The sequence below is a fragment of the Mycobacterium sp. 1465703.0 genome (genome assembly GCF_001672975.1).
In the GTDB taxonomy this organism is placed as follows: Bacteria; Actinomycetota; Actinomycetes; order Mycobacteriales; family Mycobacteriaceae; genus Mycobacterium.
The window spans coordinates 1-25,194 of record NZ_LZKU01000265.1 but is presented as its reverse complement, the minus strand read 5'-3'; the positions used below and the strand labels follow the sequence as shown (position 1 = coordinate 25,194).

Annotated in this window: 25 protein-coding genes and 1 pseudogene; 15 read left to right on the top strand and 11 right to left on the bottom strand. The window is 68.2% G+C overall.

The window, feature by feature from the left end:
• Positions 1 to 6: 6 nt before the first annotated feature.
• Positions 7 to 699: a demethylmenaquinone methyltransferase gene (locus A5625_RS25045; protein ID WP_067000637.1), complete on the bottom strand. Its 693-nt coding sequence runs from the start codon at positions 697 to 699 to the stop codon at positions 7 to 9.
• Positions 700 to 756: 57 nt separating this feature from the next.
• Here A5625_RS25045 and A5625_RS25040 point away from each other — a divergent pair, with 57 nt between their 5' ends.
• The 3 genes from A5625_RS25040 (at position 757) to A5625_RS25030 (ending at position 4,484) form a co-directional block, all read left to right on the top strand.
• Positions 757 to 1,581: an SDR family oxidoreductase gene (locus tag A5625_RS25040; RefSeq protein ID WP_067000634.1), complete on the top strand. Its 825-nt coding sequence runs from the start codon at positions 757 to 759 to the stop codon at positions 1,579 to 1,581.
• 162 nt (positions 1,582 to 1,743) lie between these two features.
• Entirely contained in the window at positions 1,744 to 3,231 is a 1,488-nt protein-coding gene (locus tag A5625_RS25035; protein WP_067000631.1) for an FAD-dependent oxidoreductase, read from the top strand.
• A 20-nt stretch (positions 3,232 to 3,251) separates the two neighbouring features.
• Positions 3,252 to 4,484 (top strand): cytochrome P450, encoded by a 1,233-nt coding sequence (locus A5625_RS25030; protein WP_082984547.1) that lies wholly within the window; start codon positions 3,252 to 3,254, stop codon positions 4,482 to 4,484.
• A 24-nt stretch (positions 4,485 to 4,508) separates the two neighbouring features.
• Here A5625_RS25030 and A5625_RS25025 read toward each other — a convergent pair whose 3' ends face one another.
• The 6 genes from A5625_RS25025 to A5625_RS25000 form a co-directional block, all read right to left on the bottom strand.
• Positions 4,509 to 5,663, bottom strand: coding sequence for a glycosyltransferase family 1 protein (locus A5625_RS25025; protein ID WP_067000628.1), 1,155 nt, complete (start codon positions 5,661 to 5,663; stop codon positions 4,509 to 4,511).
• 51 nt (positions 5,664 to 5,714) lie between these two features.
• A complete protein-coding gene (locus A5625_RS25020; protein WP_067000625.1) occupies positions 5,715 to 6,260 on the bottom strand; it encodes a DUF3592 domain-containing protein in 546 nt (181 codons plus the stop codon).
• 11 nt (positions 6,261 to 6,271) lie between these two features.
• The gene (menD, locus tag A5625_RS25015) at positions 6,272 to 7,918 is read right to left on the bottom strand and encodes a 2-succinyl-5-enolpyruvyl-6-hydroxy-3-cyclohexene-1-carboxylic-acid synthase (protein ID WP_067000622.1); all 1,647 of its coding nucleotides are present in this window, start codon (positions 7,916 to 7,918) and stop codon (positions 6,272 to 6,274) included.
• A gap of 125 nt (positions 7,919 to 8,043) precedes the next feature.
• A complete protein-coding gene (locus tag A5625_RS25010; protein WP_067000619.1) occupies positions 8,044 to 8,832 on the bottom strand; it encodes an alpha/beta fold hydrolase in 789 nt (262 codons plus the stop codon).
• Complete coding sequence (locus A5625_RS25005) at positions 8,829 to 9,746, bottom strand: o-succinylbenzoate synthase (protein WP_232003818.1); 918 nt, start codon at positions 9,744 to 9,746, stop codon at positions 8,829 to 8,831. Before A5625_RS25005 ends, A5625_RS25010 begins: the two co-directional genes overlap by 4 nt.
• A gap of 50 nt (positions 9,747 to 9,796) precedes the next feature.
• Complete coding sequence (locus tag A5625_RS25000; protein ID WP_067000613.1) at positions 9,797 to 11,401, bottom strand: amidohydrolase; 1,605 nt, start codon at positions 11,399 to 11,401, stop codon at positions 9,797 to 9,799.
• Between the two features lie 77 nt (positions 11,402 to 11,478).
• Here A5625_RS25000 and fadD8 point away from each other — a divergent pair, with 77 nt between their 5' ends.
• The gene (gene fadD8 / locus A5625_RS24995; RefSeq protein WP_067000610.1) at positions 11,479 to 13,080 is read left to right on the top strand and encodes a fatty-acid--CoA ligase FadD8; all 1,602 of its coding nucleotides are present in this window, start codon (positions 11,479 to 11,481) and stop codon (positions 13,078 to 13,080) included.
• Positions 13,081 to 13,137: 57 nt separating this feature from the next.
• On the opposite strand, the gene A5625_RS24990 is transcribed toward fadD8, so the two are convergent.
• A complete protein-coding gene (locus A5625_RS24990; protein WP_067000607.1) occupies positions 13,138 to 13,686 on the bottom strand; it encodes a TetR/AcrR family transcriptional regulator in 549 nt (182 codons plus the stop codon).
• Between the two features lie 87 nt (positions 13,687 to 13,773).
• Here A5625_RS24990 and A5625_RS24985 point away from each other — a divergent pair, with 87 nt between their 5' ends.
• The 10 genes from A5625_RS24985 (at position 13,774) to A5625_RS24940 (ending at position 22,045) form a co-directional block, all read left to right on the top strand.
• On the top strand, positions 13,774 to 14,712 hold the full coding sequence (locus A5625_RS24985; RefSeq protein WP_067000686.1) for an aldo/keto reductase: 939 nt from the start codon (positions 13,774 to 13,776) through the stop codon (positions 14,710 to 14,712).
• Between the two features lie 14 nt (positions 14,713 to 14,726).
• Positions 14,727 to 15,182, top strand: coding sequence for a nitroreductase family deazaflavin-dependent oxidoreductase (locus tag A5625_RS24980; RefSeq protein ID WP_067000604.1), 456 nt, complete (start codon positions 14,727 to 14,729; stop codon positions 15,180 to 15,182).
• 13 nt (positions 15,183 to 15,195) lie between these two features.
• Positions 15,196 to 16,098 carry a 1,4-dihydroxy-2-naphthoyl-CoA synthase gene (locus A5625_RS24975; RefSeq protein WP_067000601.1) on the top strand — a complete coding sequence of 301 codons (903 nt, stop codon included), beginning with the start codon at positions 15,196 to 15,198 and terminating at the stop codon, positions 16,096 to 16,098.
• 29 nt (positions 16,099 to 16,127) lie between these two features.
• Complete coding sequence (locus A5625_RS24970; protein WP_067000599.1) at positions 16,128 to 17,024, top strand: SDR family oxidoreductase; 897 nt, start codon at positions 16,128 to 16,130, stop codon at positions 17,022 to 17,024.
• Positions 17,025 to 17,050: 26 nt separating this feature from the next.
• Complete coding sequence (locus A5625_RS24965; protein ID WP_067000596.1) at positions 17,051 to 17,458, top strand: VOC family protein; 408 nt, start codon at positions 17,051 to 17,053, stop codon at positions 17,456 to 17,458.
• Positions 17,459 to 17,555: 97 nt separating this feature from the next.
• Complete coding sequence (locus A5625_RS24960; RefSeq protein WP_067000593.1) at positions 17,556 to 18,785, top strand: inorganic phosphate transporter; 1,230 nt, start codon at positions 17,556 to 17,558, stop codon at positions 18,783 to 18,785.
• The gene (locus tag A5625_RS24955; protein ID WP_067000590.1) at positions 18,785 to 19,084 is read left to right on the top strand and encodes a hypothetical protein; all 300 of its coding nucleotides are present in this window, start codon (positions 18,785 to 18,787) and stop codon (positions 19,082 to 19,084) included. The genes A5625_RS24960 and A5625_RS24955 overlap by 1 nt, the downstream gene beginning before the upstream one ends.
• A gap of 56 nt (positions 19,085 to 19,140) precedes the next feature.
• Entirely contained in the window at positions 19,141 to 19,488 is a 348-nt protein-coding gene (locus A5625_RS24950) for a DUF3349 domain-containing protein (protein ID WP_067000587.1), read from the top strand.
• Between the two features lie 68 nt (positions 19,489 to 19,556).
• Positions 19,557 to 20,648, top strand: a complete 1,092-nt coding sequence (gene menE, locus A5625_RS24945) for an o-succinylbenzoate--CoA ligase (RefSeq protein ID WP_067000682.1) — start codon at positions 19,557 to 19,559, stop codon at positions 20,646 to 20,648.
• An 11-nt stretch (positions 20,649 to 20,659) separates the two neighbouring features.
• The gene (locus A5625_RS24940) at positions 20,660 to 22,045 is read left to right on the top strand and encodes a hypothetical protein (RefSeq protein ID WP_067000584.1); all 1,386 of its coding nucleotides are present in this window, start codon (positions 20,660 to 20,662) and stop codon (positions 22,043 to 22,045) included.
• A 6-nt stretch (positions 22,046 to 22,051) separates the two neighbouring features.
• On the opposite strand, the gene A5625_RS24935 is transcribed toward A5625_RS24940, so the two are convergent.
• Genes A5625_RS24935 through A5625_RS24925 form a run of 3 tightly spaced genes read right to left on the bottom strand, consistent with a single transcriptional unit; the run spans position 22,052 to position 24,734 of the window.
• Positions 22,052 to 22,717 carry a DUF2064 domain-containing protein gene (locus tag A5625_RS24935; protein WP_067000581.1) on the bottom strand — a complete coding sequence of 222 codons (666 nt, stop codon included), beginning with the start codon at positions 22,715 to 22,717 and terminating at the stop codon, positions 22,052 to 22,054.
• Positions 22,714 to 23,376 carry a glycosyltransferase family 2 protein gene (locus tag A5625_RS24930; protein WP_067000578.1) on the bottom strand — a complete coding sequence of 221 codons (663 nt, stop codon included), beginning with the start codon at positions 23,374 to 23,376 and terminating at the stop codon, positions 22,714 to 22,716. The genes A5625_RS24935 and A5625_RS24930 overlap by 4 nt, the downstream gene beginning before the upstream one ends.
• A gap of 2 nt (positions 23,377 to 23,378) precedes the next feature.
• Positions 23,379 to 24,734: a hypothetical protein gene (locus A5625_RS24925; protein WP_369830047.1), complete on the bottom strand. Its 1,356-nt coding sequence runs from the start codon at positions 24,732 to 24,734 to the stop codon at positions 23,379 to 23,381.
• Between A5625_RS24925 and A5625_RS24920 the strand changes: the two are divergent.
• Positions 24,723 to 25,194 (top strand): annotated as a pseudogene (locus tag A5625_RS24920) (hypothetical protein); the annotation flags it as partial. The gene A5625_RS24925 and the pseudogene A5625_RS24920 sit on opposite strands and share 12 nt — an antisense overlap.

Genomic DNA, 25,194 nt, shown 5'->3' with positions numbered 1-25,194 from the left:
ACCGTCTCAGCGCAGGGGCTTGTGACCCGCGTGTAGGGCGACGATGCCGCCGGTCAGATTGCGCCAGCGCACCCCCGACCAGCCGGCCTGGGTTATCTGCTGCGCCAGCGCCGCCTGATCGGGCCACGCCCTGATCGATTCCGCGAGGTACACGTAGGCCTCGGGATTGCTGGACACCGCCCGCGCCACCCGCGGCAGCGCCCGCATCAAGTACTCCTTGTAGACGGTGGCGAACAGCCCATTGGTGGGCGTGGAGAACTCGCACACCACCAACCGGCCGCCCGGGCGCGTGACGCGGGCCATCTCGCGTAGCGCGGCCTGGGTGTCGACGACGTTGCGCAGCCCGAAACTGATTGTCACAGCGTCGAATACACCATCGGCGAACGGCAGCTTGGTGGCATCACCGGCGACTTTGGGAACATTGCGCGCGGCGCCGGCCGCGAGCATGCCGACCGAGAAATCGGCGGCGACGCACCACGCCCCGGACTTCTTCAGCTCCACGGTGGACACCGCGGTGCCCGCGGCGAGGTCCAGCACCTTCTCCCCCGCCCCGATGGCCAGCGCCGACCGGGTCGCCTTCCGCCAGTAGCGATCCTGGCCCATCGACAGCACGGTATTGGTCAGGTCGTACCGGCGGGCGACGCCGTCGAACATCGACGCGACATCCCGGGGATCCTTGTCCAATTCCGCGCGACTCACGCGACAAACGCTACCTGTTCGGGGAATGAGGTGGCGCAGTCGGCGTTGTAGGGGGGCGTGACTGAAAAAGTTTGGTTTATCACCGGTACTTCGCGAGGTTTTGGTCGGGCCTGGACAATTGCGGCGCTGGAGCGGGGCGACAAGGTCGCTGCCACGGCACGCAACACGGAGTCGCTAGACGACCTGGCGCAGCAGTACCGCGACGCGCTACTGCCGATTCGTCTTGACGTCACCGACCGGGCAGCGGACTTCGCGGCGGTCAAGCAGGCGCACGACCACTTCGGCCGGCTCGACATCGTGGTGAACAACGCCGGATACGGGCAATTCGGATTCGTCGAGGAGCTCTCCGAGCAAGACGCACGCGATCAGATCGAGACCAATGTTTTTGGGGCACTGTGGATTACCCAGGCCGCGCTGCCATATCTGCGCGAGCAGGGCAGCGGCCACATCATTCAGGTGTCCTCGATCGGCGGAATCACCGCATTCCCCTTGGTCGGCATCTACCACGCGTCGAAATGGGCACTGGAGGGCTTCTCGCAGGCGCTGGCGCAGGAGGTTGCGCCGTTCGGTGTGCACGTCACCCTCATCGAGCCGGGCGGTTTCGACACCGACTGGGCCGGCGACTCGGCCAAGCATGCGGATCAGATTCCGGCCTACGACGAGGTTCGCGCCGCCGTCCAGGCCGAGCGAAGCCGCCGGTGGGCCAGCCCGGGTAACCCGTCGGCGTCCGCGGCCGCGCTACTGAAAGTGGTCGATGCCGAAAAGCCGCCGCTGCGAGTGTTTTTCGGCGCTTCTCCGTTGGAAACCGCGAAGGCGGACTACCAGAGCCGGCTGAAGAACTGGGAGGAATGGCAGCCCGTCGCGGAGCTGGCGCAGGGTTGATCGGAGCCGCGGCCTATTCGGCGCCACTGAGAAGGCGGGCGCCCTGCGGACACCCAGCAAACTTTTGGAGAGGTGACTCGCCGAAAGTTAAGTAGTCGATTACTCATGCCCGACGGCGGGTGCGGACACATACTTATCACCTCTGCGAGGAAAGGTGGTCCGATGTCCGCACCCCAGGGCCCGCCAGTGGAAACCTGCGAGATCTGCATCGTCGGAGCCGGCATCGCCGGGCTGAACGCCCTGTTCGCAGCTAGCAGATACCTGTCGCGCGATCAAAAGGTGATCCTGATCGATCGCCGGGCGCGCGTCGGCGGCATGTGGGTCGATGCCTACCCCTACGTGCGCCTGCACCAACCGCACCCGATGTTCACGGCGGGCAACATCCCGTGGACACTCGGCAAGGAACCCAGCTACCTGGCGACCAAGTCAGAGGTGCTCGACCACTTCCAACACTGTGTCGAGGTGATAAAGGAGCGGGTCCAGGTCGACGACTACTTCGGCTGGAACTTCGAGTCCGAAGAAGAAGGGAACGGCGTTGTACGGGTCACCTGTAGGGCTGCCGACGGCCGGGTGCTCGTCATCGACACCAAGCGCCTGATCAAAGCCTATGGGCTGGCAGTCGCGCCCAACCAACCGCTCGAGGTCTCCAGCAGCCGCATCCATTCGGTATCGCCCGACTACTGCGACGTCCGGGCGGGTGACATCAGCGAAAGCGATGCGCCGGTGTGGATTATCGGCGGCGGAAAGACCGCGATGGACACCGCACACGCACTGATCACCGCATACCCCGGTCGGCCGGTCAACCTGGTCGCCGGCCACGGAACGTTCTTCTCCAACCGCGACAACCTGTTACCCAGCGGCGTGGGCCGCTGGTGGAAGGGCACACCGCTGAACGCCGTCGCCGCACAGATGAGTCGCCGGTACGACGGCACGAACGAAGCGGAAGTCCAAGAATGGTTCCGCGCCACCTATGGAACGTTCTTGACCCCGCAAGCGGACAACTTCGTGTTCGGGGTGCTGTCTGAGGCCGAGAACCGGACGATCTCGGCCGGGCTGAACGACGTCGTCATGGATTATTTCGAGGATGCGGTCGATCAGAATGGCACCACCGAGTTGAGGTTCCGGAGCGGATCGACGAAGACGATTCAACCGGGCAGCTGGATCGTCAACTGCACGGGATACGTCAAAATCCGCGACGATTACCCCTACGAGCCATACGTTTCGCCAAGTGGCGCAATCGTTTCCGTCAACGTGCGGTCGGCCATGCTGCACCTTCCTGCGTTCATGGGATATTTCCTGGGCCACTTGCTGTTGTTGGACAAGCTGCGAGAGATCCCGCTGTACGAAGTCGACTGGCAGGAACTTCGGCAAAAGGCTCCGCTGGCATTCCCGTACGTGCTCTTCGCACTGCTGCAGCACAACCTCAGCCTGATCTACGACAACGTTCCCAGTCGCGTGTTCAGCGAGAACGGCCTCGATTTCGATAGGTGGTACCCGCTACCGCGTCGCTTGCCGGGCCTGGCCCGGTTCGTGCTCACGCACCGCCGGGAATGCGAGCGCCAGCGCCATGTTCTCGACACCGTCCGGGAGCGATTCCAAATCCGTTGCGGTCCGCTTGATGCGCAAGGCATTTCCAGCGCCAAAGGGTGATCACCAGTCGGAGGTAAACCGTGACCGAAGACGCAATCAGCATTGGTGGAGTCGATCTCGCCGATCCACACACCTATGCGCAAGGCGTACCGCACGAGGCCTATCGCACGCTGCGGCAACGCATGCCGGTGGCATGGCACCCATATAAAGACGGCCCGGGATTCCTCGCGCTGACCGGCTATGACGAGGTTTTTGCCGTCTCGCGCGACAGCGCCACGTGGTCGTCGGAGGCCACCGCGGTGTGGTTTGAAACGCCCGGTCCAGACGACCTGTTCGATATGCGGGGCATCATGATGATCACGATGGACCCCCCGCGGCATACCGCGCTGCGGGGCCTGGTCAGCAGGGGCTTCACGCCGCGGCAGGTTACCAAGCTCAATGAGCGCATTACGGAGATGGCTCGAGAAGTGGTCGACACCGTCATCGAACGGGGTGAGTGCGATTTCGTCACGGAAGTAGCGGGGGCGTTGCCCTCCTACGTGATCGCCGAACTTCTCGGCATTCCGCTGAAAGACGGCTACCGGCTTTACGAGCTGACCGAGATCATGAACACCGGCGTGCTCGGCGATCAGCACGCCACACAGGCGGCGATGGAGATGATGGCTTACTCCACCGAACTCATGGCCCGTAAACGCGCGTATCCCGACGATGACATCGCAACGTCGCTGCTGCATGCCGAAGTCGACGGCCAGCGCCTCACCGACTTGGAATTCAACTCCTTTTTCATGTTGCTCATCAACGCGGGCGGCGACACGACCCGCAACCTGGTCGCCGGCGCCATATGTGCGTTGATGAAGAACCCCGAGCAGCGAACGATGTTGGATGCCGACTCGTCGCTGCTGCCTACGGCGGTTGAGGAGCTATTGCGCTACGTCAGCCCGGTGATAGCGTTCGCCAGAACCGCCATGAAGGACACCGAATTGCGCGGGACACCGGTGAAGAAGGGCGACCGGGTGGCGATGTTCTACCCGTCGGCTAACCGGGACGAGGCACACTTCGCCGACCCCGACCGACTCGATCTAGCTCGGAATCCCAATCATCACTGTGCATTTGGCGCGGGCGGTACGCACTTCTGCCTGGGCGCGAACTTGGCCAGAGTGGAGTCATCCGCGCTGATAGCTGAGGTGTTGATGCGGATGAAGAACCTGGAGCCGGCCGGGCCTGTCGAGCGGATGGCATCGACGTTGATCAACGGCATTCACTCGATGCCGGTCCGATTCACGCCCGGGTGTCCCGTGGGAACTCAGAGGTGAATCGGGCGCACGGGCCGTGACCGATCATTCGCCCTGCGCGTAACGCGTCGCGATGAGTTGCCGCCGGGTAAATGGTGACAGCACCGCCTCGTAGTGGCCCAGCAGTTCGTCGCAGATGACCGGCCAACTCCGGCCGACCACACTGCGCCGGGCGGCCACGGCGTAGCGCGGCCGTTCGGAAGTCAGGTGTGCGACCGCGTCGGGCAGTCGGGACTCGAACTCGTTGACGGCCAACAACAGACCAGTGCGCCACGAGGTGACGAGGTCACGTGGGCCGCCGGCGTCGGGGGCGATCACCGGCAACCCCGACGCCAGCGCTTCTTGCACGACCTGACAAAACGTCTCGTGCTCACCGGGATGCACGAACACGTCCATACTGGCGTACGCTGCGGCGAGTTCGTCGCGGTACAACGCACCCGTGAAAACCGCTGTCGGCATTGCCGATTGCAACTTGTTGCGGTCGACGCCGTCGCCCACGATGACGAGTTGAACCGCACCATCGGCGGCCAGCCCGATGAGTCGCTCCACGTGTTTCTCAGGCGCGAGCCGGCCCACGAACCCGACGATCGGCTTGCCCTGTGGCGACCACTGCTGCCGCAGCGCGTCGCTGCGCGCGGACGGCGCGAACCGCAGCAAGTCGACGCCGCGCGCCCATCGATGCACTCGCGGAAAGCGATGAGCGACAAGTGATTCCATTGTCACACTGGATGGCGCCAGGGTGCGGTCGGCAAGCCCGTGCAGATGACGGAACCAGGCCCACGCGGCCCGCGTGGTCATCGGAATGCCGTAGCTCGCCGCGAAACCCGGAACGTCGGTTTGATACACCGCGACCGTCGGCACTCCCAGCCACCGGGCCGCACGCACCCCGCCATAGCCCAGCAGTGCCGGTGACGCCAGATGCACGACATGCGGATCAAATCCACGCAGCACCTTCACCAGCCGGGGTGTCGGCACGCCGAGCGGCAGGGTGGTCACCTTCGGGAACATCCGCGATGGCACCCGGTGAACACGGATACCGTCGTGGATGCGATCCGCCCGGGGTTGACCCGGAGGCGCGTCGGGAGCGATGACGAGGGCTTCGTGGCCCGTCCGGCGCAGATGCTCGAGTACCCGGATCACCGAGTTGCTGACACCGTTGACTTCCGGGAGGAAGGATTCCGCGACGATGGCAACGCGCACACCATCACGGTGTCAGCGTCGGCTGTCGACAAGGTTGCCTGTATGTATACGTCACGCGAATGTTGCAGGTCCGGCACTTTCGGCGACCGGGTCATCCGGTCCGTCGCGACGGTCCAGCCACTTGTCCAGCAGCGCAAGCATGATCAGGAGGGCCGCCGCAGTCAGCCAGCCCACCACGGCGATGGATCCGGCCGGGATGATCGCCAGCCCGGCATTGCGATGTTGCACGCGAACCAGATTCGGGTCGTTCTTGTTGTACTCGACATAGATCCGCATCCCGGTGGCCAAATGGGACGGATAGAGCACACCGAGCTCGGGTCGATAGGTGACCCGCTCGGGAGTGACGAATTCGATGGTGGAGCGCCGCGGCCCGGCACTGAGCACCTCTGCCTGTGCCACACCCATGTTGTGGGTAATGGCGATGTCGTTGCGCCACGCGCCGGCCACCAGTAGCACGGACTGCAACGTGACCAGGCCGGTCACGATCAGTACCGCAATCCTGGCCCACCGCAACGCGATTCTGGCGCGCGTCTTCGGCCGTTCGTCACTGCGTCCATGAAGCAGTATGCGCAGCAGGGCTTTTGGATCAACTGCCATCTAGGTGCGCCTCACAGGGCCGCCTTGATTGCGGCGTGCAGCTGCCGCAGCGATGACCGGTCGGCCTTGACCTCCAGCACTCGCATCCCCGGTCCGGGTTCGTCGAGGGCGGCCTGCAATTCGCCGACCTCGATCTGCCGGCTCTCGACGTGGTACGCGCGACACAGCGCCCCGACATCGACGTCATGCGGTGTGCCGAAGATCCGGGACGACACATCGGAGAACCGGGGATCGCCCTGTTCGAGCAGTTCGAAGATGCCGCCGCCGTTGTCGTTGGAGACCACGATGGTCAGCCGGCGGGGAATGGGCTCGGTGGGGCCGATCAGCAGCCCGGAGCTGTCGTGCACGAACGTCAGATCACCGATCAGCGCTACGGTGCGCGGCGGGCCGTCCGGGCCGCCCTGCTCTTCGTGCGCCAGCGCCGCCCCGATCGCCGTGGAGACCGTCCCGTCGATGCCGGCGACTCCCCGGTTGGACCGCACCCGGATGCCGTGGGTGTCCAGGCCGACCAGTGCCGCGTCGCGGACCGGGTTGGACGCCCCGAGCACCAGCTGATCGCCGGGCCGCAGCGCGTCGGCCACGGCCGCCGCAACATGCAGGCCGGTGGTCAGCGGGTGCGCCGCGAGCTGGCTGCGCACGGCGGCAAGCGCGTGCCGGTTGGTCTCCGCACAGCGCTGCAACCACGCCCCGCTCGGTTCGCCGGTCACGACTGCTCGCGTCCCGGTGGCCTGCGAGTTGCCCGAGACGTCCGGCCAGCGCGGCCCGGTGGTCAGCGCGAATACCGGCACATGCGGGTCGGCCAGCAACGCCGACACCGGCCGGTGCAGAGTGGGGCGGCCGAGCATGATCACCTGCTTGGGCCGCAGCAGGGGCAGTGCCAGCGGGTGCAGCGGGTTGGCCGGGGCCGGGGCCGTCGGCTCGGCGACGGTCGGCAGCTGGGCCAGGTTGGGCTGCGGCCCCGCGCCGTGTCCGGCGATGACGACCGTGTCGGGTGCCAGGTCGATGTCCAGCGGCTGGTCGAAGCTGACCGGCGGCGTGTAGGTCCACGGCCGGCCACCCGGGCGGCCCTGCGGAGTCGCCGCTTGAGGCTCGGGGTCAGGCACCAGGGGCTCGCGCAGCGGGATGTCGAACTGCACCGGGCCGGCGTTGGCGGTACGCGATCCGGTGGCCGCCGTGAGCACCCGGCAGGTGGCCGATCGCCAGGTGGCGTTGAGGGCATCCAGCCGCTCGGGGGCGTCCTCGGCCAGGCCCAGGCTGATGGTGGCCCGCACCTGGGTGCCGAAGTAGCCCAGCTGCTCCATGGTCTGGTTGGCGCCGGTGCCCAGCAGTTCGTAGGGCCGGTTGGCCGACAGCACGATCAGCGGTACCCGCGCGTAGTTGGCCTCCACCACGGCCGGGCCGAGATTGGCCACCGCGGTGCCCGACGTCATGGCGACGCATACCGGCGCGCCGGCGGCGATGGCCAGGCCGATGGCCAGATAGCCCGCGGTGCGCTCGTCGATGCGGACGTGCAGCCGGATCCGGCCGGACCGGTCGGCGTCCTGCAGCGCGAAGGCCAGCGGGGCGTTGCGCGAACCGGGACAGAGCACCACGTCGCGGACACCGCCGCGAATCAGCTCGTCAACGACGACGCGAGCCTGGGTCGTCGAGGGGTTCACTCCTACAGGGTGTCACAGCCCGCTGACGATGCAGCCCACGCAGTGGGCTGGTGAGGAAGCGGGCAATCGGACCACAGCCCGCTGACGATGCAGCCCACGCAGTGGGCTGGTGAGGAAGCGGGCAATCAGCCCTTGGCGTCGCCGAAGAACTTGAGCATGGCGGCGTTGACGGCGTCCGGCCGCTCGAAGAAGCCGAGGTGACCGGTGTCGGGTATCTGCACATACCGCCCGTTGGGCAGCGCGTCGGCGACCTCGCGGCCCAAGTACGGCGGGGTGAGCACGTCGTCGGAGAAGCCGATCACCAGCACCGGGGTGGCGATGCGGCGGTAGGCGGTCAACCGGCTGGTGGTGGGCGCGACGTCCAGCTGCGCCCGCATCCCCGGGGTGGACTTGACGGGCCAGGTGGAAAACATCGCGATCCAGTCGGCGATCGCGGTGTCATCGTTGAGCGTCTTGCGCGAAAAGTTTTCCAGCAGACGGATTTTCGCCTCGTAGGCGGCCGGCAGCGCGACGCCGGTGTCGGCCAGCTCGGCCTCGGCGTCGCGGAAGAACTGCCGCGCCCGGTCCATCCGGCCGCGGGTGCCCATCAGCACCGCCGAGCTGACCAGCTCGGGGCGGGCCAGCATGAGTTCCTGGGCGATGAACGCACCCATCGACATTCCGACGATGCGGGCCGGCGCCGCGTTCAGGCCCTCGATCAGCGCCGCGGTGTCGGCGACCATGGTTTGCGTCGAGAAGCCGTTGGCGTTCTCGGTGGCGCCGACTCCGCGATTGTCGAAGGTGATGACGCGGTATCCGGCCGCCAGAAACGCCGGTACTTGATAGGGGTGCCAGGTTCGTCCGGCGCCGCCGTGGCCGGCGATAAAAACCACGGGCTCACCGGAGCCGCGGTCGTCGTAAGCCAGGTTAATCACCCGGTCGACGGTACAAGCAACCGATGGCACACCTTGACCCGGTCGATCCACCACTGCCGCCGCTCCGGTGCCGCCCGCAGGGCGTGCAGCCGCTCCGGATCGGGCGTCACCGGCCCCACCGCCAGGTTGCCGTCGACGGGCGCGGCGGTCTCGGCGACGTCTTCCACGAACAGCCCGCCGGTGCCGAGCCCGCAGGCGTGGCGAAGCTGCGGCAGGGCCGCGGCGGCGGTCAGGCCGGCAGCGATGCCCACCGCCGAATCCAGCGCGCTGGAGACCACTACCGGGATGTCGATCTGCGCGGCGATCTCGAGCATGGCCGAAATCCCGCCTAGCGGAGCAACTTTGAGCACTGCGATGTCGGCGGCGCCGGCGCGGACCACGGCCAGCGGGTCGTCGGCCTTGCGGATGCTTTCGTCGGCGGCGATCGGCACGTCGACACGTCGGCGCAGCGCCGCGAGTTCGGCGACCGTCGCGCAGGGCTGCTCCAGGTATTCCAGCGGGCCGTCGGCGGTCAATGCGGCCGCCGCTGCGCTCGCCTGCTCGACGCTCCAGCCGCCGTTGGCGTCCACCCGCACGGTTGGCACCAGTTCGCGCACGGCGTTCACCCGGGCGACATCGTCGGCAAGCGTCTGCCCGGGTTCGGCGACCTTCACCTTGGCCGTGCTGGAGCCGGGGAAGCGGGCGAGCACCTCGCCCACCTGTGCGGCCGGCACGGCCGGCACGGTGGCGTTGATCGGGACGAGGTCGCGGCGGATGGGCGGCGGCGGGCGATAAGCCGCCGCGATGCCGGAGGCCAGCCAGTGCGCGGCCTCGCGCGGGCCGTATTCGACGAACGCCCCGAACTCGCCCCAGCCGGCCGGGCCGTCGATCAGCGCGACTTCGCGGGTGGTGATGCCGCGAAACCGCACCCGCATCGGCAGCGCCACCACGTGCAGGCGCTGCAGTAGGTCCTCGAGTGTCGGCGTCACGCGCGGTACACCTGGCGGCCGGCCAGATAGGTCGCCCGCACCTGCAGGTCGGCGATCTGCTCGGGCGGCACCGCGCGCGGATCGGCCGACAGCACCACGAGGTCGGCGTATTTGCCCACCTCCAGCGAGCCGATCACGTCGTCGGCGAACAGCTGCCAGGCCGCATCGATTGTCTGCGCGCGAATCGCCTGGTCGACCGTCAACCGCTCCTCGGGCGCCAGCACCCGGCCGCTGGGTGCCGTGCGGGTGGCGGCGACGCTGATGTTGCGCAGCGGCTCCTCGGGCGTGACCGGCGGATCGTTGTGCAGCGAGATGCGCATTCCGGTCGCTACCGCGGATCCCGCTGGCATCCAACGGGTTCCACGTTCCTCGCCGAACAGCCCGTCGACGATCACGTCGCCCCAGTAGTGGATCTGGTCGACGAAGATGCTGCAGGTCAGGCCGAGGTCGTGGGCGCGCTGCAGCTGCTCGGGCCGGATCGCGCCGACGTGCTCGAGACGCAGCCGGTGATCGTCGCGCGGATGGCGCCGTAAGGCTTCCTCGTACACGTCGAGGATGGTGTCCACGCCGGCGTCGCCCTGCACGTGGCAGGCCATCGGCCAGCCTTGCGGGAAGTAGGCGCCGACGATCTCGCGCAACTGCTCGGCGGTGTAGTTGGCGCATCCGCACGAACCCGGCACGACGCCGATGATGCGGGTGGCTTCGGTGTCCAGGTAGGGAAACGAGAGGTCGATATTGCCGATCCAGGGCGAGCCGTCGACCCAGATCTTGATGCCGACCTGGCGCAGCATGTCGTCGCCCTGGCCGGGGGTGGCGGCGGTGGTCATCTGCGGGTTGGAGATCTCGTAGGTGCGCAGCCGCACCGTGAGCCGGTTGCGCAGCTGCTCGACCACCGGGCGGAAGTTGGGATCGAAGGCCATCTCGGAGCAGGTGGTCAGGCCGGCGCGGTTGAGCCGGGCGCACTCGGCGAGCAGCATCTGCGGGTAGTCGGCGAAGTCGATGGCCCCGCTCAGCAGCGGGAACACCGCGCCAGTCTCCTCGGCGGTGCCGTCGAGCTCCCCGTTGGCGTCGCGGCCGTACTTGGCGCCCTTGGGATCCGGGGTGTCGCGGTTGAGGCCGTGCAGCTTGGCGGCGCGCGAGTTGAAAAAGGCCTTGTGTCCGGAGTTGTGCAGGATGACCAGCGGGCTGTCCGGCGCGATGTCGTCGAGCCAGCTCAGCGTGGGTTGCGGAAGACCGCGCTGCAGCAGCGGATCCCAGCCGTTGAGGTAGGCGCCGTCGGATCCGCGTCGGGCCACCTCGGAGTGGATCGCCGCGACGACGTCGTCGGCGCTACGCATGGTGACCGGGCGGATGTCAACGATGCGGTCCGAAAGCGCGACCGCCTCCATCAGCGGATGCCCATGTGCCTCAACGAAACCCGGCATGACGCAGCCGTCGCCGACGTCGAGGGTCTGGGTGTCGGGGCCGGTGAATTCGGCTACCTCAGTTCGGGTTCCGACGGCGACGATGCGGCCGTCGGCCACGGCGAGCGCCTCGGCGGTGGGCCGGGCGTCGTCGACGGTCAGGATGGTTCCGGTGACGACGAGATCTGCCTGCGCCATAGGGAGGAATCGTACTGATTGATGGTGTCCGCGAGGGGGTGGCTGACTGGAATTGCAACACGTTCTAGTCTGGCCACATGAGTGACGATCTGTTGCGCCATCCCATTCATTCCGGACACCTGACCGTCGGTGCGCTCAAGCGCAACAAGAACAAGCCGGTGTTGTACCTCGGTGACACCACGCTGACCGGTGGTCAGCTCGCCGAGCGCATCAGCCAATACATTCAGGCGTTCGAGGCACTCGGTGCGGGCACCGGCGCCACCGTCGGGCTGCTGTCGCTGAACCGGCCCGAGGTGCTGATGATCATCGGCGCCGGACAGACCCAGGGTTACCGGCGCGTGGCGTTACACCCCCTCGGCTCGCTGGACGACCACGCGTATGTGCTGGGCGACGCCGGCGTGACGTCGCTGATCATCGACCCGAACCCGATGTTCGTGGAGCGGGCGCTGGGCCTGCTGGAGAAGGTGCCCGGCCTCAAGCAGGTGCTGACCATCGGCCCGGTGCCCGAAGCGCTGGGTGATTCCGCGGTGGACCTGGTGGCCGAAGCCGCGAAGTATTCGCCGAAGCCGTTGGTGGCGGCCGACCTTCCGCCCGATCACATCGGCGGGATGGCCTACACCGGCGGCACCACCGGCAAGCCCAAGGGCGTGCTGGGCACCGCGCAGTCGATCACCACGATGACCACGATCCAGCTCGCCGAGTGGGAGTGGCCGGACAACCCGCGGTTCTTGATGTGCACCCCGCTGTCGCACGCCGGGGCGGCGTTCTTCGTGCCGACCATCATCAAGGGCGGCGAGCTGGTGGTGCTGACCAAGTTCGACCCGGCCGAAGTGCTGCGGGTGATCGAGGAGCAGAAGATCACCGCCACCATGCTGGTGCCGTCGATGATCTACGCGCTGATGGACCATCCGGATTCGCACACCCGTGACCTGTCGTCGCTCGAGACGGTCTACTACGGCGCCTCGGCGATGAACCCGGTCCGGCTGGCCGAGGCCATCCGCCGCTTCGGGCCGATCTTCGCCCAGTACTACGGGCAGTCCGAAGCCCCGATGGTGATCTCGTACCTGGCCAAGAAGGACCACGACGAGAAGCGGCTCACCTCCTGCGGGCGGCCCACCCTGTTCGCCCGCACTGCGCTGCTGGACGCCGACGGCAACCCGGTGCCGCAGGGCGAGGTCGGCGAGATCTGCGTGTCCGGGCCGCTGCTTTCCGGCGGCTATTGGAACCTGCCGGAGGAGACGGCCAAGACGTTCAAGGACGGCTGGCTGCACACCGGCGACATGGCCCGTGAGGACGAGGACGGCTTCTGGTTCATCGTCGACCGGGTCAAGGACATGATCGTCACCGGTGGGTTCAACGTGTTCCCGCGCGAGGTCGAAGACGTCGTCGCCGAGCACCCGGCCGTCGCGCAGGTGTGCGTGATCGGCACGCCGGACGAGAAGTGGGGCGAAGCCGTCACCGCCGTGATCGTGCTGCGACCCGACCATCCCTCCGACGAGGAGGCGGTGGCCAAGGTCACCGCCGAGATCCAGGCCGCGGTCAAGGAGCGCAAGGGTTCGGTGCAGTCGCCCAAACAGGTGATCGTCGTCGAGTCGGTGCCGGTGACCGCGCTGGGCAAGCCGGACAAGAAGGCCGTGCGCGCGCAGTTCTGGGAGGGCGCCGCGCGCTCCGTGGGCTAAGTCTTCAGCGCCGAGCGTGAAATTAAGTTCGCGCTCGCGCCCGAGCGTGAACGAGCTTCACGTTCGGGGCGCGCTTACGCCGGCGACAAGCAGGTCGAGCATGCGGCCGGTCTGCTCCGGCGAACCGCTGGCCAGGAAGATGCCGATCAGGCTGGACACCACGTCGTCGGCCTGCACGTCGGCGCGCATCGTCGCGTTGTCGGCACCAGCCTGCAAGAGCAGCTGGACGGCGCCGACGATGCTGTCGCGCGTCTGGGTGGGTTCCATGGCGCCGGAAGCGAAAATCGCCTGCAGGGATTCGGCCATTCCGCGCTTGGCGGCGACGAAGCCCGCGTACCGATCCATCCAGCGTCGCAGCGCGGCCTTGGGTGGGTGGCGCTTCAGCAGCTGCCCGGCGGCCGCGGCCACCTCGGCGAGCTCGGCGCGGTAGACCGCCTCGACCAGGGCTTCACGGGTCGGGAAATGGCGGTAGAGCGTGCCGATTCCGACGCCGGCGTCGCGGGCGATCGACTCGAGCGACACCGCTCCGCCCTGCGCGGTGAACGCCGCGGTGGCCGCTTCGAGCAGCCGTTGCCGATTGCGACGCGCATCCGACCGTCCGACCAAAGCGGAGACTCCTCCGTTTCTGCTACGCTGACCGAAGCGGAGGCTCCTCCGCATTTTCCTCCAGTGTGGCACGAGCCAAGGAGCATGATGACCAACAAACCACAGCCCGGCGGTATCGGCAGCCTCGGCACGGCGGCGGTCGCCCGCGTCGGTTACGGCGCCATGCAACTGTTCGACACGTCGCCGGAGAACGCGGCCGCGGTGCTGCGCCGCGCCGTCGAACTCGGCGTCAACCACATCGACACCGCATCGTTTTACGGCCCCGGCGAGGTGAACCGGCGCATCCGCGCGGCGCTGGCACCCTTCCCGGACGACCTCGTCATCGTCAGCAAGGTCGGCGCGCGATACACCGGCGAACAACCGATCCCGCTGGCTCCAGCGCAGCGGCCCGCCGAGCTGCGTGCCGCCGTCGAAGACGACCTGACTCAACTCGGGCTCGACCGCATCCCGGTGGTCAACCTGCGGCGGCTCGACGCCGGGATCGGTATGGCCGCCGAGGGCGACCAGATCGTCGGCCTGGACGACCAGCTGGCCGAGATGATCGCGCTGCGCGACGAGGGCAAGATCGGCGCGATCGGGATCAGCAGCGTGCCGCTCGACGTGCTGCGGCACGCGCTGCCCGCCGGGATCGTGTGCGTGCAGAACGCCTACAGCCTGCTGGACCGCTCGCAGGAAGACATGGTCGATGTCTGCGCGGACGAGGGCATCGCCTGGGTTCCATACTTCCCGCTGGGGTCGGCGTTCCCGGGCTTCCCCAAGGCCACCGACAACCCCGTGGTCATCGACATCGCCGGCGAACTCGGCGTCGCACCGGCACAGGTCGGGCTGGCCTGGATCTTGGTGCATGCGTCGAACACGTTGCTGATTCCGGGCACCCGATCGATCGCGCACCTCGAGGAGAACATGGGCGCGGCCGACGTCACGCTGAGCCCCGAGGCGCTCGCCCGGCTGGACGCCGTCGCCACGCCCGGCGCCGACCCCTGGGCGCAGGGCGTCGAGCCCTTCTTGGAGGCGCCGCAGACCTGACTACTGTGTCAGGCATGGGTACGCCCGACGGGCTCAAACCACCTTGGTGGCTGAAGCCGGCGAACAAGGTCTTCATCCAACTGTCGCGGCTGGGCCTCAGCTTCGGCGGCGAAAGCCCGGTGGTGCTGACCGTGCCCGGTCGCAAGTCCGGAACGCCCCGCTCGACGCCGGTGACACCGATGACGGTGGACGGCAAACGTTATGTGGTGGGCGGATTTCCGGGTGCGGACTGGATCCGCAACGTCCGCGCCGCGAAGTACGCGACGCTGGCCCGCGGCCGGCACTCCGAGCGGGTGCAGATGGTGGAGTTACCCGCCGACGCGGCGCGGCCATTCCTGCGGGCGTTCCCCACCGAGGTGCCCACCGGTGTCGGCTTCATGAAGCGCTTGGGGCTGGTCACCGACGGTCGCCCCGAGGAGTTCGAGGCGCTGGCCGGCGTGTGTCCGGTATTCCGGTTGGACCCGGCATAGGAGTTCAAACAGATTGAGCGACAACCCCTTTGATGCGCAGGCCTGGCGCCCGGTAGACGGGTTCGGCGACCTGACCGACATCACCTATCACCGGCACGTCGACGACGCCACGGTGCGGGTGGCGTTTAACCGGCCCGAGGTGCGCAACGCGTTTCGGCCGCACACCGTCGACGAGCTCTACCGGGTGCTCGACCATGCCCGGATGTCTCCCGACGTCGGGGTGGTGTTGCTGACCAGCAACGGGCCGTCGCCCAAGGACGGCGGCTGGGCATTCTGTTCCGGCGGGGATCAGCGCATCCGTGGCCGCAGCGGCTATCAGTACGCGAGCGGCGAAACCGCCGACACCGTCGACACCGCCCGCGCCGGCCGGCTGCACATCCTCGAGGTCCAGCGGCTGATCCGGTTCATGCCCAAGGTGGTCATCTGCCTGGTCAACGGGTGGGCGGCCGGCGGCGGACACAGCCTGCACGTGGTCTGCGACCTCACCCTGGCCAGCCGCGAGCATGCCCGCTTCAAGCAGACCGACGCCGACGTCGGCAGCTTCGATGGCGGCTACGGCAGCGCATACCTGGCCCGTCAGGTCGGCCAGAAGTTCGCCCGCGAGATCTTCTTCCTCGGCCGTTCCTACACCGCCGAGCAGATGCACCAGATGGGCGCGGTCAACGAGGTCGTCGACCATGCCGACCTGGAACGCGTCGGCGTCCAGTGGGCGCGCGAGATCAACGCCAAATCCCCTCAGGCACAACGCATGCTGAAATTCGCATTCAACCTGCTCGACGACGGCCTGGTCGGTCAGCAGCTGTTCGCCGGCGAGGCCACCCGGCTGGCGTACATGACCGACGAAGCCGTCGAGGGCCGCGACGCCTTCCTGGAAAAGCGCGACCCGGACTGGAGCCGGTTTCCCCGGTATTTCTGAGGTCGGGCGCCCACCTAGACTCGCGTCACGTGAGTAAGAGTCCCCTCCGCCGGTTCGCCGACCAGATGTCCCTGACCATCATGCGACCACCCATGGCGCCGCAAGTACTGGTCAACCGCCCGCTTATCAAGCCGATCGAGCTGGCCGGCAAGCGCATCCTGCTGACGGGGGCATCTTCCGGGATCGGCGAAGCCGCGGCCGAACAGTTCGCCCGGGCGGGCGCCACGGTGGTCGTCGTCGCGCGCCGCCATGAGCTGCTGGACGCACTGGCCGAGCGGATCACCACCGCGGGCGGTGAGGCCATAGCGATCCCGTGCGACGTTTCCGACATGGACGCGTGCGATGAGCTGGTCGCCGACGTCGAGAAGCGGCTGGGTGGAGTCGACATTCTGATCAACAATGCCGGCCGTTCCATCCGCCGGCCGCTGGCCGAATCGCTGGAACGCTGGCACGACGTCGAGCGGACCATGGTGCTCAACTACTACGCGCCGCTGCGGCTGGTGCGGGGGCTGGCGCCCGGCATGCTCGAGCGCGGCGACGGCCACATCATCAACGTCTCGACCTGGGGAGTGATGTCAGAGGCCTCGCCGCTGTTCTCGGTGTACAACGCCTCGAAGGCCGCGCTGTCGACGGTGAGCCGGGTCATCGAAACCGAATGGGGCAGCAAGGGTGTGCATTCGACGACGCTGTACTACCCCCTGGTGGCCACCCCGATGATCGCGCCCACGAAAGCCTACGAGGGAGTCGCCGCGCTGACCTCAGAGGAGGCCGGCGAGTGGATGCTCACCGCGGCCCGCACCCGTCCGGTGCGCATCGCGCCGCGGATCGCGATCGCCGGCAGGGCGCTGGACATCTTCGGCCCGCGCTGGGTCAACGCCCTCATGTCGCGCCAGAGCATTCAGCCCAACCGCAACACCGATGGCTGACTCGGCCACGTGGTAGACACGATTCCATGGAGATCCTGGCCAGCCGGATGCTGCTGCGGCCGTCGGACTATCAGCGGTCGCTAGCCTTCTACCGCGACGAGATTCGGCTGGCGATTTGGCGCGATTACGGCGCTGGCACAGTCTTTTTCGCGGGCCAGTCCTTGCTGGAGCTGGCAGGTCATGGTGCGCCCGACGCCTCGCAGGCCGCCTTCCCGGGTGCGTTGTGGCTCCAGGTCCGCGACATCGAGGCCACCCAAGCTGAATTGGCAGGCCGCGGGGTGGCGATCGCTCGCGAGGCTCGCCAGGAACCATGGGGCTTGAAAGAGATGCATGTGACCGATCCGGATGGCTTGACGCTCATTTTCGTCGAGGTGCCGCCGGAGCACCCGCTACGGCGCGACACTCGAGGTGAACGACAGGGAAATTCCGGTTAACTGAGAGGTAACATCTGGCGACGGTTCAAGGTACACCCGCGATTCGGCCGCCTCAGCATTCGACAATGGAATCCCCCTACCACCAGAATCAGGCGCTGTGAACATCCAATTGTTCCTCCTAATCATTGTCGTAATCACGGCATTGGCTTTCGATTTCACGAACGGCTTCCACGACACCGGCAACGCAATGGCGACCTCGATCGCCAGTGGGGCGCTCAAGCCCAAAGCAGCGGTCGCGCTGTCGGCGGTGCTGAATCTCGTGGGTGCGTTCATGTCCACCGCAGTCGCCGCGACGATCGCCAAAGGCTTGATCGACGGACACATCGTGACGTTGGAGCTGGTATTCGCCGGCCTCGTCGGCGGCATCGTGTGGAACCTGCTGACCTGGCTACTCGGTATCCCCTCGAGTTCGTCGCACGCCCTGATCGGTGGCATCGTCGGCGCCACCATCGCCGCGGTGGGCGCGCACGGGGTGATCTGGAAGGGCGTGGTGTCCAAGGCCATCATCCCGGCGGTGGTGTCGGCGATCCTGGCCATCGTGATCGGCGCGGTCGCGACCTGGCTGGTCTACCGCATCACTCGCGGCATCCCGACCGAGCGCACCCAAGCCGGCTTCCGGTACGGCCAGTGGGGCTCGGCGTCGCTGGTCTCACTGGCACACGGCACCAACGACGCCCAGAAGACGATGGGCATCATCTTCCTGGCGCTGATGTCCTACGGCTCAGTCAGCAAAACCGCCGCGATGCCGCCGCTTTGGGTCATCGTCGGTTGCGCGGTATCGATGGCGCTCGGCACCTACCTGGGCGGCTGGCGGATCATTCGCACCCTGGGCAAGGGGCTGGTCGAAATCCAGTCACCGCAAGGCATGGCGGCCGAATCCTCCTCGGCCGCGGTAATTTTGCTCTCCGCACACTTCGGCTACGCGCTGTCGACCACCCAGGTCGCCACGGGCTCGGTGCTGGGCAGTGGGTTGGGCAAGCCCGGCGGTGAGGTCCGCTGGGGGGTCGCCGGCCGGATGGGTGTCGCATGGCTGGTGACGCTCCCGTTGGCCGGGTTGGTCGGTGCGGTCACGTATTGGATCGTGCACATGATCGGCGGCTACCCGGGCGCTATCGTCGGCTTCGCGCTGCTGATCGCGGTGTCGGCCACCATCTACATCCGGTCGCGCAAGGTCAAGGTCGACCACAAGAACGTCAACGCCGAATGGAAGGGCGACCTGACCAGCGGGCTCGAAGGGGCCGACCATCAGCACCCGCCCTCGGATGCCGGCCGCACAACATCTCGCCGGCACGACTCCGACGACCCCACGATGAAGGCGAGCGCTTGATGAGCCACTTCAGTGACTGGTTCAACTACCAGGCCTCCCTGAAGATCCTGGTCTTTGCCATGCTGGCCGGTGCCGCATTGCCGGGACTGTTCGCGCTGGGGCTTCGAGTCCACGCGGTAGGCACCGGACAGGTCAGCACGGATGGCAGCACACCACACAAGAACCCTGCGCTGCTGGCAGTCGCCTTTGCGATCTATGCGCTGGTAGTCCTGGTGATCGCCTTGGCTCTGCTGTACATCTCCCGCGACTTCATCGCCCACCACACTGGCTACCCGTTCCTCGGAGCCAAAGCCAAGTAGCATCGATTGGTGCCCACGGAGTTGCTCAGCCAAACACCGGGGGGTGTTGTCAAAGCGTGAACGGATTCCTGAATTCGATCGTCTCCTGGCTGCGGGCAGGATATCCCGAAGGCGTGCCACCGACCGATACCTTCCCGGTGCTCGCGTTGCTGGCACGCCGGTTATCCTGCGACGAAGTCAGGGACGTTGCCTGTGAGCTGGTCCGCCGCGGCGAGTTCGACGATGTCGACATCGGGGTGCTGATCACCCAGATCACCGACGAACTGCCGTCGCCCGCCGACGTCGAGCGGGTACGGGTCCGGTTGGCGGCCCAGGGTTGGCCGTTCGACGAGGTCGACGAGGCCGACGACATCGACGACATCGACGACATCGACGACGTCGACGAAGCCGAGGATCCGGCATAGCCGTACTGCGCGCACTGCACGTCCCGCCGGGCTCGGCGGCCTCGTCGCTGTTGCCGGCCCTGGAACGGGTGCTCGCCGGGCGTGACCCCGCACTGGTCGCGTTGAACCCCAACGACTTTCGCGAATCGGAAGCACTGCGGGCGGGGTTGCGCGTCGGGGAGGCCATCGACGACGACGTGGCGCTGGTCGCCGCGACGTCGGGAACCACCGGTGTACCCAAGGGTGCCTTGCTGACCGCCGCCGCCCTGACCGCCAGCGCGGCTGCCACCCATGACCGCCTCGGCGGCCCGGGCAGTTGGCTGCTCGCCTTGCCACCCCACCACATCGCCGGGATCCAGGTGTTGGTGCGCAGCGTGCTCGCCGGCTCGGCGCCGGTCGAGATGGATGTCTCCGCGGGGTTCGACGCCGCCGAATTACCCGGTGCGATAGGGGCTTTGGACCCCGGACGGCGATACACCTCGCTGGTCGCCGCGCAGTTGGCCAAGGCGCTTGACCACCCGGAGGCCGCGGCCGCCCTCGCCGAACTGGACGCCGTGCTGCTCGGCGGCGGACCCGCGCCGCGGCCTGTCCTCGACGCCGCGGCCGCGGCGGGCATCACGGTGGTGCGCACCTACGGGATGAGCGAGACCGCCGGGGGCTGCGTGTACGACGGCGTTGCACTGAACGGGGTGCGGCTACGAGTGGCCGACGGGCGGATCGTCATCGGGGGCGCGACGGTGGCCAAGGGCTACCGCAACCCGGTCGACCCGGATCCCTTCGCCGAGCCGGGCTGGTTCAAGACCGACGATGTCGGCGTCATCGACGATGCGGGCGGACTGACCGTGCTGGGCCGCGTCGACGACGCGATCAGCACGGGCGGGCTGACCGTGCTGCCGCAACCGGTCGAGGCGGCGCTGTGCACCCATCCGGCCGTCAGCGACTGCGCGGTGTTCGGACTGGCCGACGACCGGTTGGGCCAGCGGGTGGTCGCCGCCATCGTGCTGCGTGACGGATCCACCGCGCCGAGCCTGGACGCGCTGCGCGCGCACCTGGCTCGCACCCTGGATGCCACCGCTGCGCCGCGCGAACTGCACATCGTGGACGCGTTGCCGCGCCGCGGCATCGGCAAGGTCGACCGGCCGGCGTTGGTGCGCCGGTTCGGCGGGGCGAGCGATCAATAAGCTGTTCGTCCGTGAGGATCGCGCGACGGGAGGCCGTGGCCCAAGCGGTAGCGGTGGCGGTCGGAGTGGTTCTGGTAGCGGCGGCGTTCGTGCTGCCGCGGCTGAACGCAGGTGTGCGTCCGCGTCTTGACGTCGGCCGTGAGGAGTTCGCCACCCACGCCGGCGCCGCGCCGATCTTCGGCGAATGGCTGATCCACGCCGGCTGGGGAACCGGTCCGGCGATCGCCATCGCCATCGCCATCGTCGCGTGGGGACCGACACTGGCGCAACGCCTTTCGTGGCGGACACTGACGCTGGGCAGCTGGGCGACCGCGTGCGGGTGGGCGTTCGCGTTGGCGATGATCGACGGCTGGCAGCGCGGCTTCGCCGGCCGGCTGACCACTCGCGACGAATACCTGTCGCAGGTGGGGGGCATCACCGACATCGGGGCAACGCTGCGCACATTCGCCAGCCGGATCGTCGACTACCAGCCCAACTCGTGGACCACCCACGTGTCCGGGCATCCGCCCGGCGCGCTGCTGACGTTCGTCTGGCTGGACCGGCTCGGCCTGCACGGCGGCGCCTGGGCCGGACTGCTGTGCCTGCTGGTCGGATCGAGCGCGGCGGCCGCGGTGGTGATCGCCGTTCGCGCACTGGCCGACGAGGCGACCGCGCGACGGGCGGCGCCGTTTGTCGCCCTGGCGCCGACGGCCATCTGGGTCGCGGTCTCCGCCGACGGTTACTTCGCCGGGGTGGCGGCATGGGGCATCGCACTGTTGGCCCTGGCGGTGCACCGCCCGGTGCGATTCCTTGCGCTGACGGCCGCCGGCGCGGGTCTGCTGCTGGGCTGGGGGGTGTTCTGCAACTACGGCCTGATGTTGATGGGATTGCCGGCGTTGGCGGTGCTGGCCGCCGCCCAAAAGCCGGCCAGTGGCTTGGCGCACTGGCGAGCGATCCTGCGGGCGCTCGGCCCGGCCGCGCTGGCCGCGATCGCGGTCGCGGTAACCTTCGCCGTCGCGGGGTTCTTCTGGTTCGACGGCTATACCTTGGTGCAGCAACGCTATTGGCAGGGCATCGCCAAAGACCGGCCATTCCAATATTGGAGCTGGGCCAATCTCGCGTGCGTGGTATGCGCGATCGGACTGGGTGGCGTCGCCGGAATCAGCAGGGTGTTCGACTGGCCCGCCATCCGCCGCCGCTCCGGTTTTCACCTGCTGCTGCTGGCGATGCTGGCCGCCATCGTGTTTGCGGACCTGAGCATGCTCAGCAAGGCCGAGGTGGAACGCATTTGGCTGCCGTTCACCATCTGGCTGACCGCGGCGGCCGCGCTACTGCCGGTGCGGACACACCGAATCTGGCTGGCGCTCAACGCCGTCGGCGCGCTGGCGCTCAACACGATCATCTTGACCAACTGGTAGCGGCCGCTAGAGGCCGGCGGCGCGGGTGACGCGCGCGAACCGGCTGTCCGGCGCGCAGGCGTCGCGCACCTCCGCGACGTCGTCGATGACGTCCACGTCGGCGAGTACCTGGACGGTCGATACGTCGATCCCGTTGTCGCGCAACGCCTTCAATGTCAGTTCACCGGTGTCGGGGATGGACATCGGAACGGTGCGCAGGCACTCCGCCATGGCAGGCTCCGCTACGCCGAGCACCCACCAGCCGCCGTCGCGGGCCAATCCGAGCACGGCCGGCGCCTCGAGCAGCCGGCGCGCGCAACCGGCCAACAGATCGGCGCTCACCTGCGGAGTGTCCATCCCGAGCTGCAGCACCGGGCCGGATGATGCGCCCGCGTCGGCGTGTGCGTTGGAGAGCCGTGCGGCGAAATCGTCACCGCGCTGCGGGATCACCGTGAAGGACGCCAGCCGTTGGCGAAGTTCGGAAGCGTTCGCGGCGCCGTCCAGGTCTCCGGCCAGCGCCACCACTCGCGCCGCCACCGGCGCGGCGGCCACCGCGTCGAGAGTGTCCAGCAGTGCGGCGGCGGCGACTTCGGCGGCCACCCGGTCGCCGACTGTCGCCGCCAGCCGCGTCTTGGCCCGGCCCGGCTCGGGCGCTTTGGCGACCACCAGCAGAGTCACCGGCAGCACACTCACGAGATGACTTTCCAAAAATCGAGGATCGCGGTGATACTGCCCCGCAGCGAACCGCTGACCTTCGATTTGCCGCCGGTGCGCGGTCCGTAGCTGACATCGAGTTCGACGACCCGCCATCCGGCGGCCGCGGCACGCACCAGCAATTCCAGCGGGTAACCCGATCGCCGGTCGGCGACACCCAGCTGCAGCAGCGCGTCGCGCCGGGCCACCCGCATCGGCGCGATGTCGTGCACCGGCAGACCGTGCCGGGTACGCAGCCGCCAGCTCATCACGACGGTGCCCACCCGGGCCACCCACGGCCAGCGCAGCCCGGGCACCGCCCGGCGGCGGCCGGTCACCAGGTCGGCGCCCTGTTCGAGCGCGGTGACCAGCCGCGGCAGATCGCCGCCGTCCATCGAGCCATCGGCGTCGATCACCGCCACGATCGGCGTCGTCGCGGCCACCACACCGGCGTGAACGGCCGACCCGTACCCGGCCCGCGGTTCGGTGACGACGTGGGCGCCGTGCCGCCTGGCGACCCCGGCGGTGTCATCGGTGCTGTTGTTGTCGACCACCAGCGCCCGGTAGCCGGCGGGAATGGCCGCCAACACCGCCGGCAGCGACTCCTCTTCGTTGAGACAGGGCAACACCACCGTGACCAGACCGTCGGCGGTGGGCACGCTCAGAACCCGTGGCGGGGGTGCGGGTACTGCGGCTGCTGCGGCTGTTGTGGGTGCTGCGGCTGCTGCGGCTGTTGTGGGTACTGCGGCTGCTGATGTGTCGGCGGCACCGTCTGCTGGGTTTGCGTCGGCATCGGCGCCTGGGTGGCCTTGGTGCTCGGCGGCTCATACGTGGTGCTCGGCGGTGCGTGGGTGGTGTTCGGCGGCGAATACGTCGTCGACGGCGGCTCGTGCGTGGTCGACGGCGGCTCGTGCGTGGTGCTCGGCGGTGAATACGTCGTCGTCGGCGGCTCATGCGTGGTGCTCGGCGGTGTATACGGCGTGGTGCTCGGCGGCGTGTAGGGCGGGTTGTACGGCGGGGTGAAGGGCGGGTTGTACGGCGGGTGGTAGGGCGGGTAGTTCGGTCCCCACCCGGGGATCGGAAGGGGAATCGGAATAGGAACGGGCACAATAGGATTCGGTCGAGGCGCCCAGCCCGGAGCGGGGTTGGGCAGGACACCGGGGTTACCCGGGACCTCGGGCACGGGTGCGGCCGGCACGCCGCCTCCCGACGGCGGTGCGACCTGCTCGGGCACCGGGACGTTGTTGGGGGCCGGAACCGTGCCGCCCTGGAATCCGGCGGTGGGCGCATCGGCTGGCGGCGGGGGCAGCGGCGCCTGTTGTTGGCTGGGCAAGATCGGCATGAACTTGCCCGGGGTGCCGTTCTGGACTCCCACCACCGGCTGCCGGCTGGCGGTCGGCTCAACGGCGACCGCGATCGCGGTTGCCAGCGACGCCAATCCGACGACCGCGAACGCAATGACGGCGTTGCCGATCACCAACGAGCGCCGGGACAGCTTGGCCGGCTCGGCCTCGTCGACGTCGCCGTATTCGTAGTCGTCCAATTCGCCGTCGTAGTCGTCGAATTCGCCCGGATACGCCTCGCCCTCGTCGGCCATCGAATAGGCCAGCTGTTGGTCCTCGGCGTGCGGATCCGCGAACTCCGAGGCCGGCACGACCGTCGTCTCGTCCCCGGTCATTCCGGCCGCAGGTGCCATCGCGGTGGCATCCCCGAACGCCGGGGCCATCGCGGTGGCGTCCCCGGCCGCCGGCGCCATGGCCGTCGCATCGCCGGTCAGTCCGACCGCGGGGGCCATGGCCGTCGCGTCTCCGGCAGCCAGCGCCGCCGCCGGCACGGCGGCGGCTATCGCGGCGCCGCGGGCGAGCGCAAAGGTGGGGTCCTCGGCGACCCGCACCCGCATGGTCGAGGCGTCGCGAAGCTCGTCGGCGACCCGGTTCAGCTCCGGCGAGGCGCCGAGCAGGTACACATCCTGCGGCGCGTCCGGGTGGGCGCGCAGGGGACCGACGTGATCGACCAATCCGTCGTCGACCTCGCCGACAATCCGATCGGGACACTGACCGAGACCGTGGTCGGCACCAATCGGCTGTTGGCCGACGAGAACCACCGGCTGGTCGGCACCCGGCTGTGCTGGACCGACCATCCCGCCGCCGACCAACTGCGGCGGGCGCTGGAAGATTCCGGCGTGCACAACGTCGCGGTGCTCTCGGAATCGCAGGCGGTGGCCGCCCTGATGCGCGCGGCCGGCCGCCCCGGGGCGGCACTGGTGATGGACGACGCGACCGCGACGTTGTCGCTGGTGGGTGCGGCCGACGGCGATCCGGAGGCGCCGCCGACGGTGCTGGCCACCCAGCCGCTGGCGGGCGCCGCGGGCGGGGATGCGACGGCCGCATTGATGGCGAACCTGCGCGCCCACCCGGACGCGCCGCAGGATGTGTACCTGCTCGGCGCCTCGCCGGAGCTGAACCGGGTCGCCGACG

Excerpts from the sequence above, each read along its gene's own strand:
- A5625_RS25035 (WP_067000631.1), top strand. The coding sequence starts at position 1,744 with ATGTCCGCACCCCAGGGCCCGCCAGTGGAAACCTGCGAGATCTGCATC.
- A5625_RS25020 (WP_067000625.1), bottom strand. The coding sequence starts at position 6,260 with ATGGCAGTTGATCCAAAAGCCCTGCTGCGCATACTGCTTCATGGACGC.
- A5625_RS25005 (WP_232003818.1), bottom strand. The coding sequence starts at position 9,746 with ATGCGGGTGCGGTTTCGCGGCATCACCACCCGCGAAGTCGCGCTGATC.
- A5625_RS25000 (WP_067000613.1), bottom strand. The coding sequence starts at position 11,401 with ATGGCGCAGGCAGATCTCGTCGTCACCGGAACCATCCTGACCGTCGAC.
- fadD8 (WP_067000610.1), top strand. The coding sequence starts at position 11,479 with ATGAGTGACGATCTGTTGCGCCATCCCATTCATTCCGGACACCTGACC.
- A5625_RS24985 (WP_067000686.1), top strand. The coding sequence starts at position 13,774 with ATGACCAACAAACCACAGCCCGGCGGTATCGGCAGCCTCGGCACGGCG.
- A5625_RS24980 (WP_067000604.1), top strand. The coding sequence starts at position 14,727 with ATGGGTACGCCCGACGGGCTCAAACCACCTTGGTGGCTGAAGCCGGCG.
- A5625_RS24965 (WP_067000596.1), top strand. The coding sequence starts at position 17,051 with ATGGAGATCCTGGCCAGCCGGATGCTGCTGCGGCCGTCGGACTATCAG.
- A5625_RS24955 (WP_067000590.1), top strand. The coding sequence starts at position 18,785 with ATGAGCCACTTCAGTGACTGGTTCAACTACCAGGCCTCCCTGAAGATC.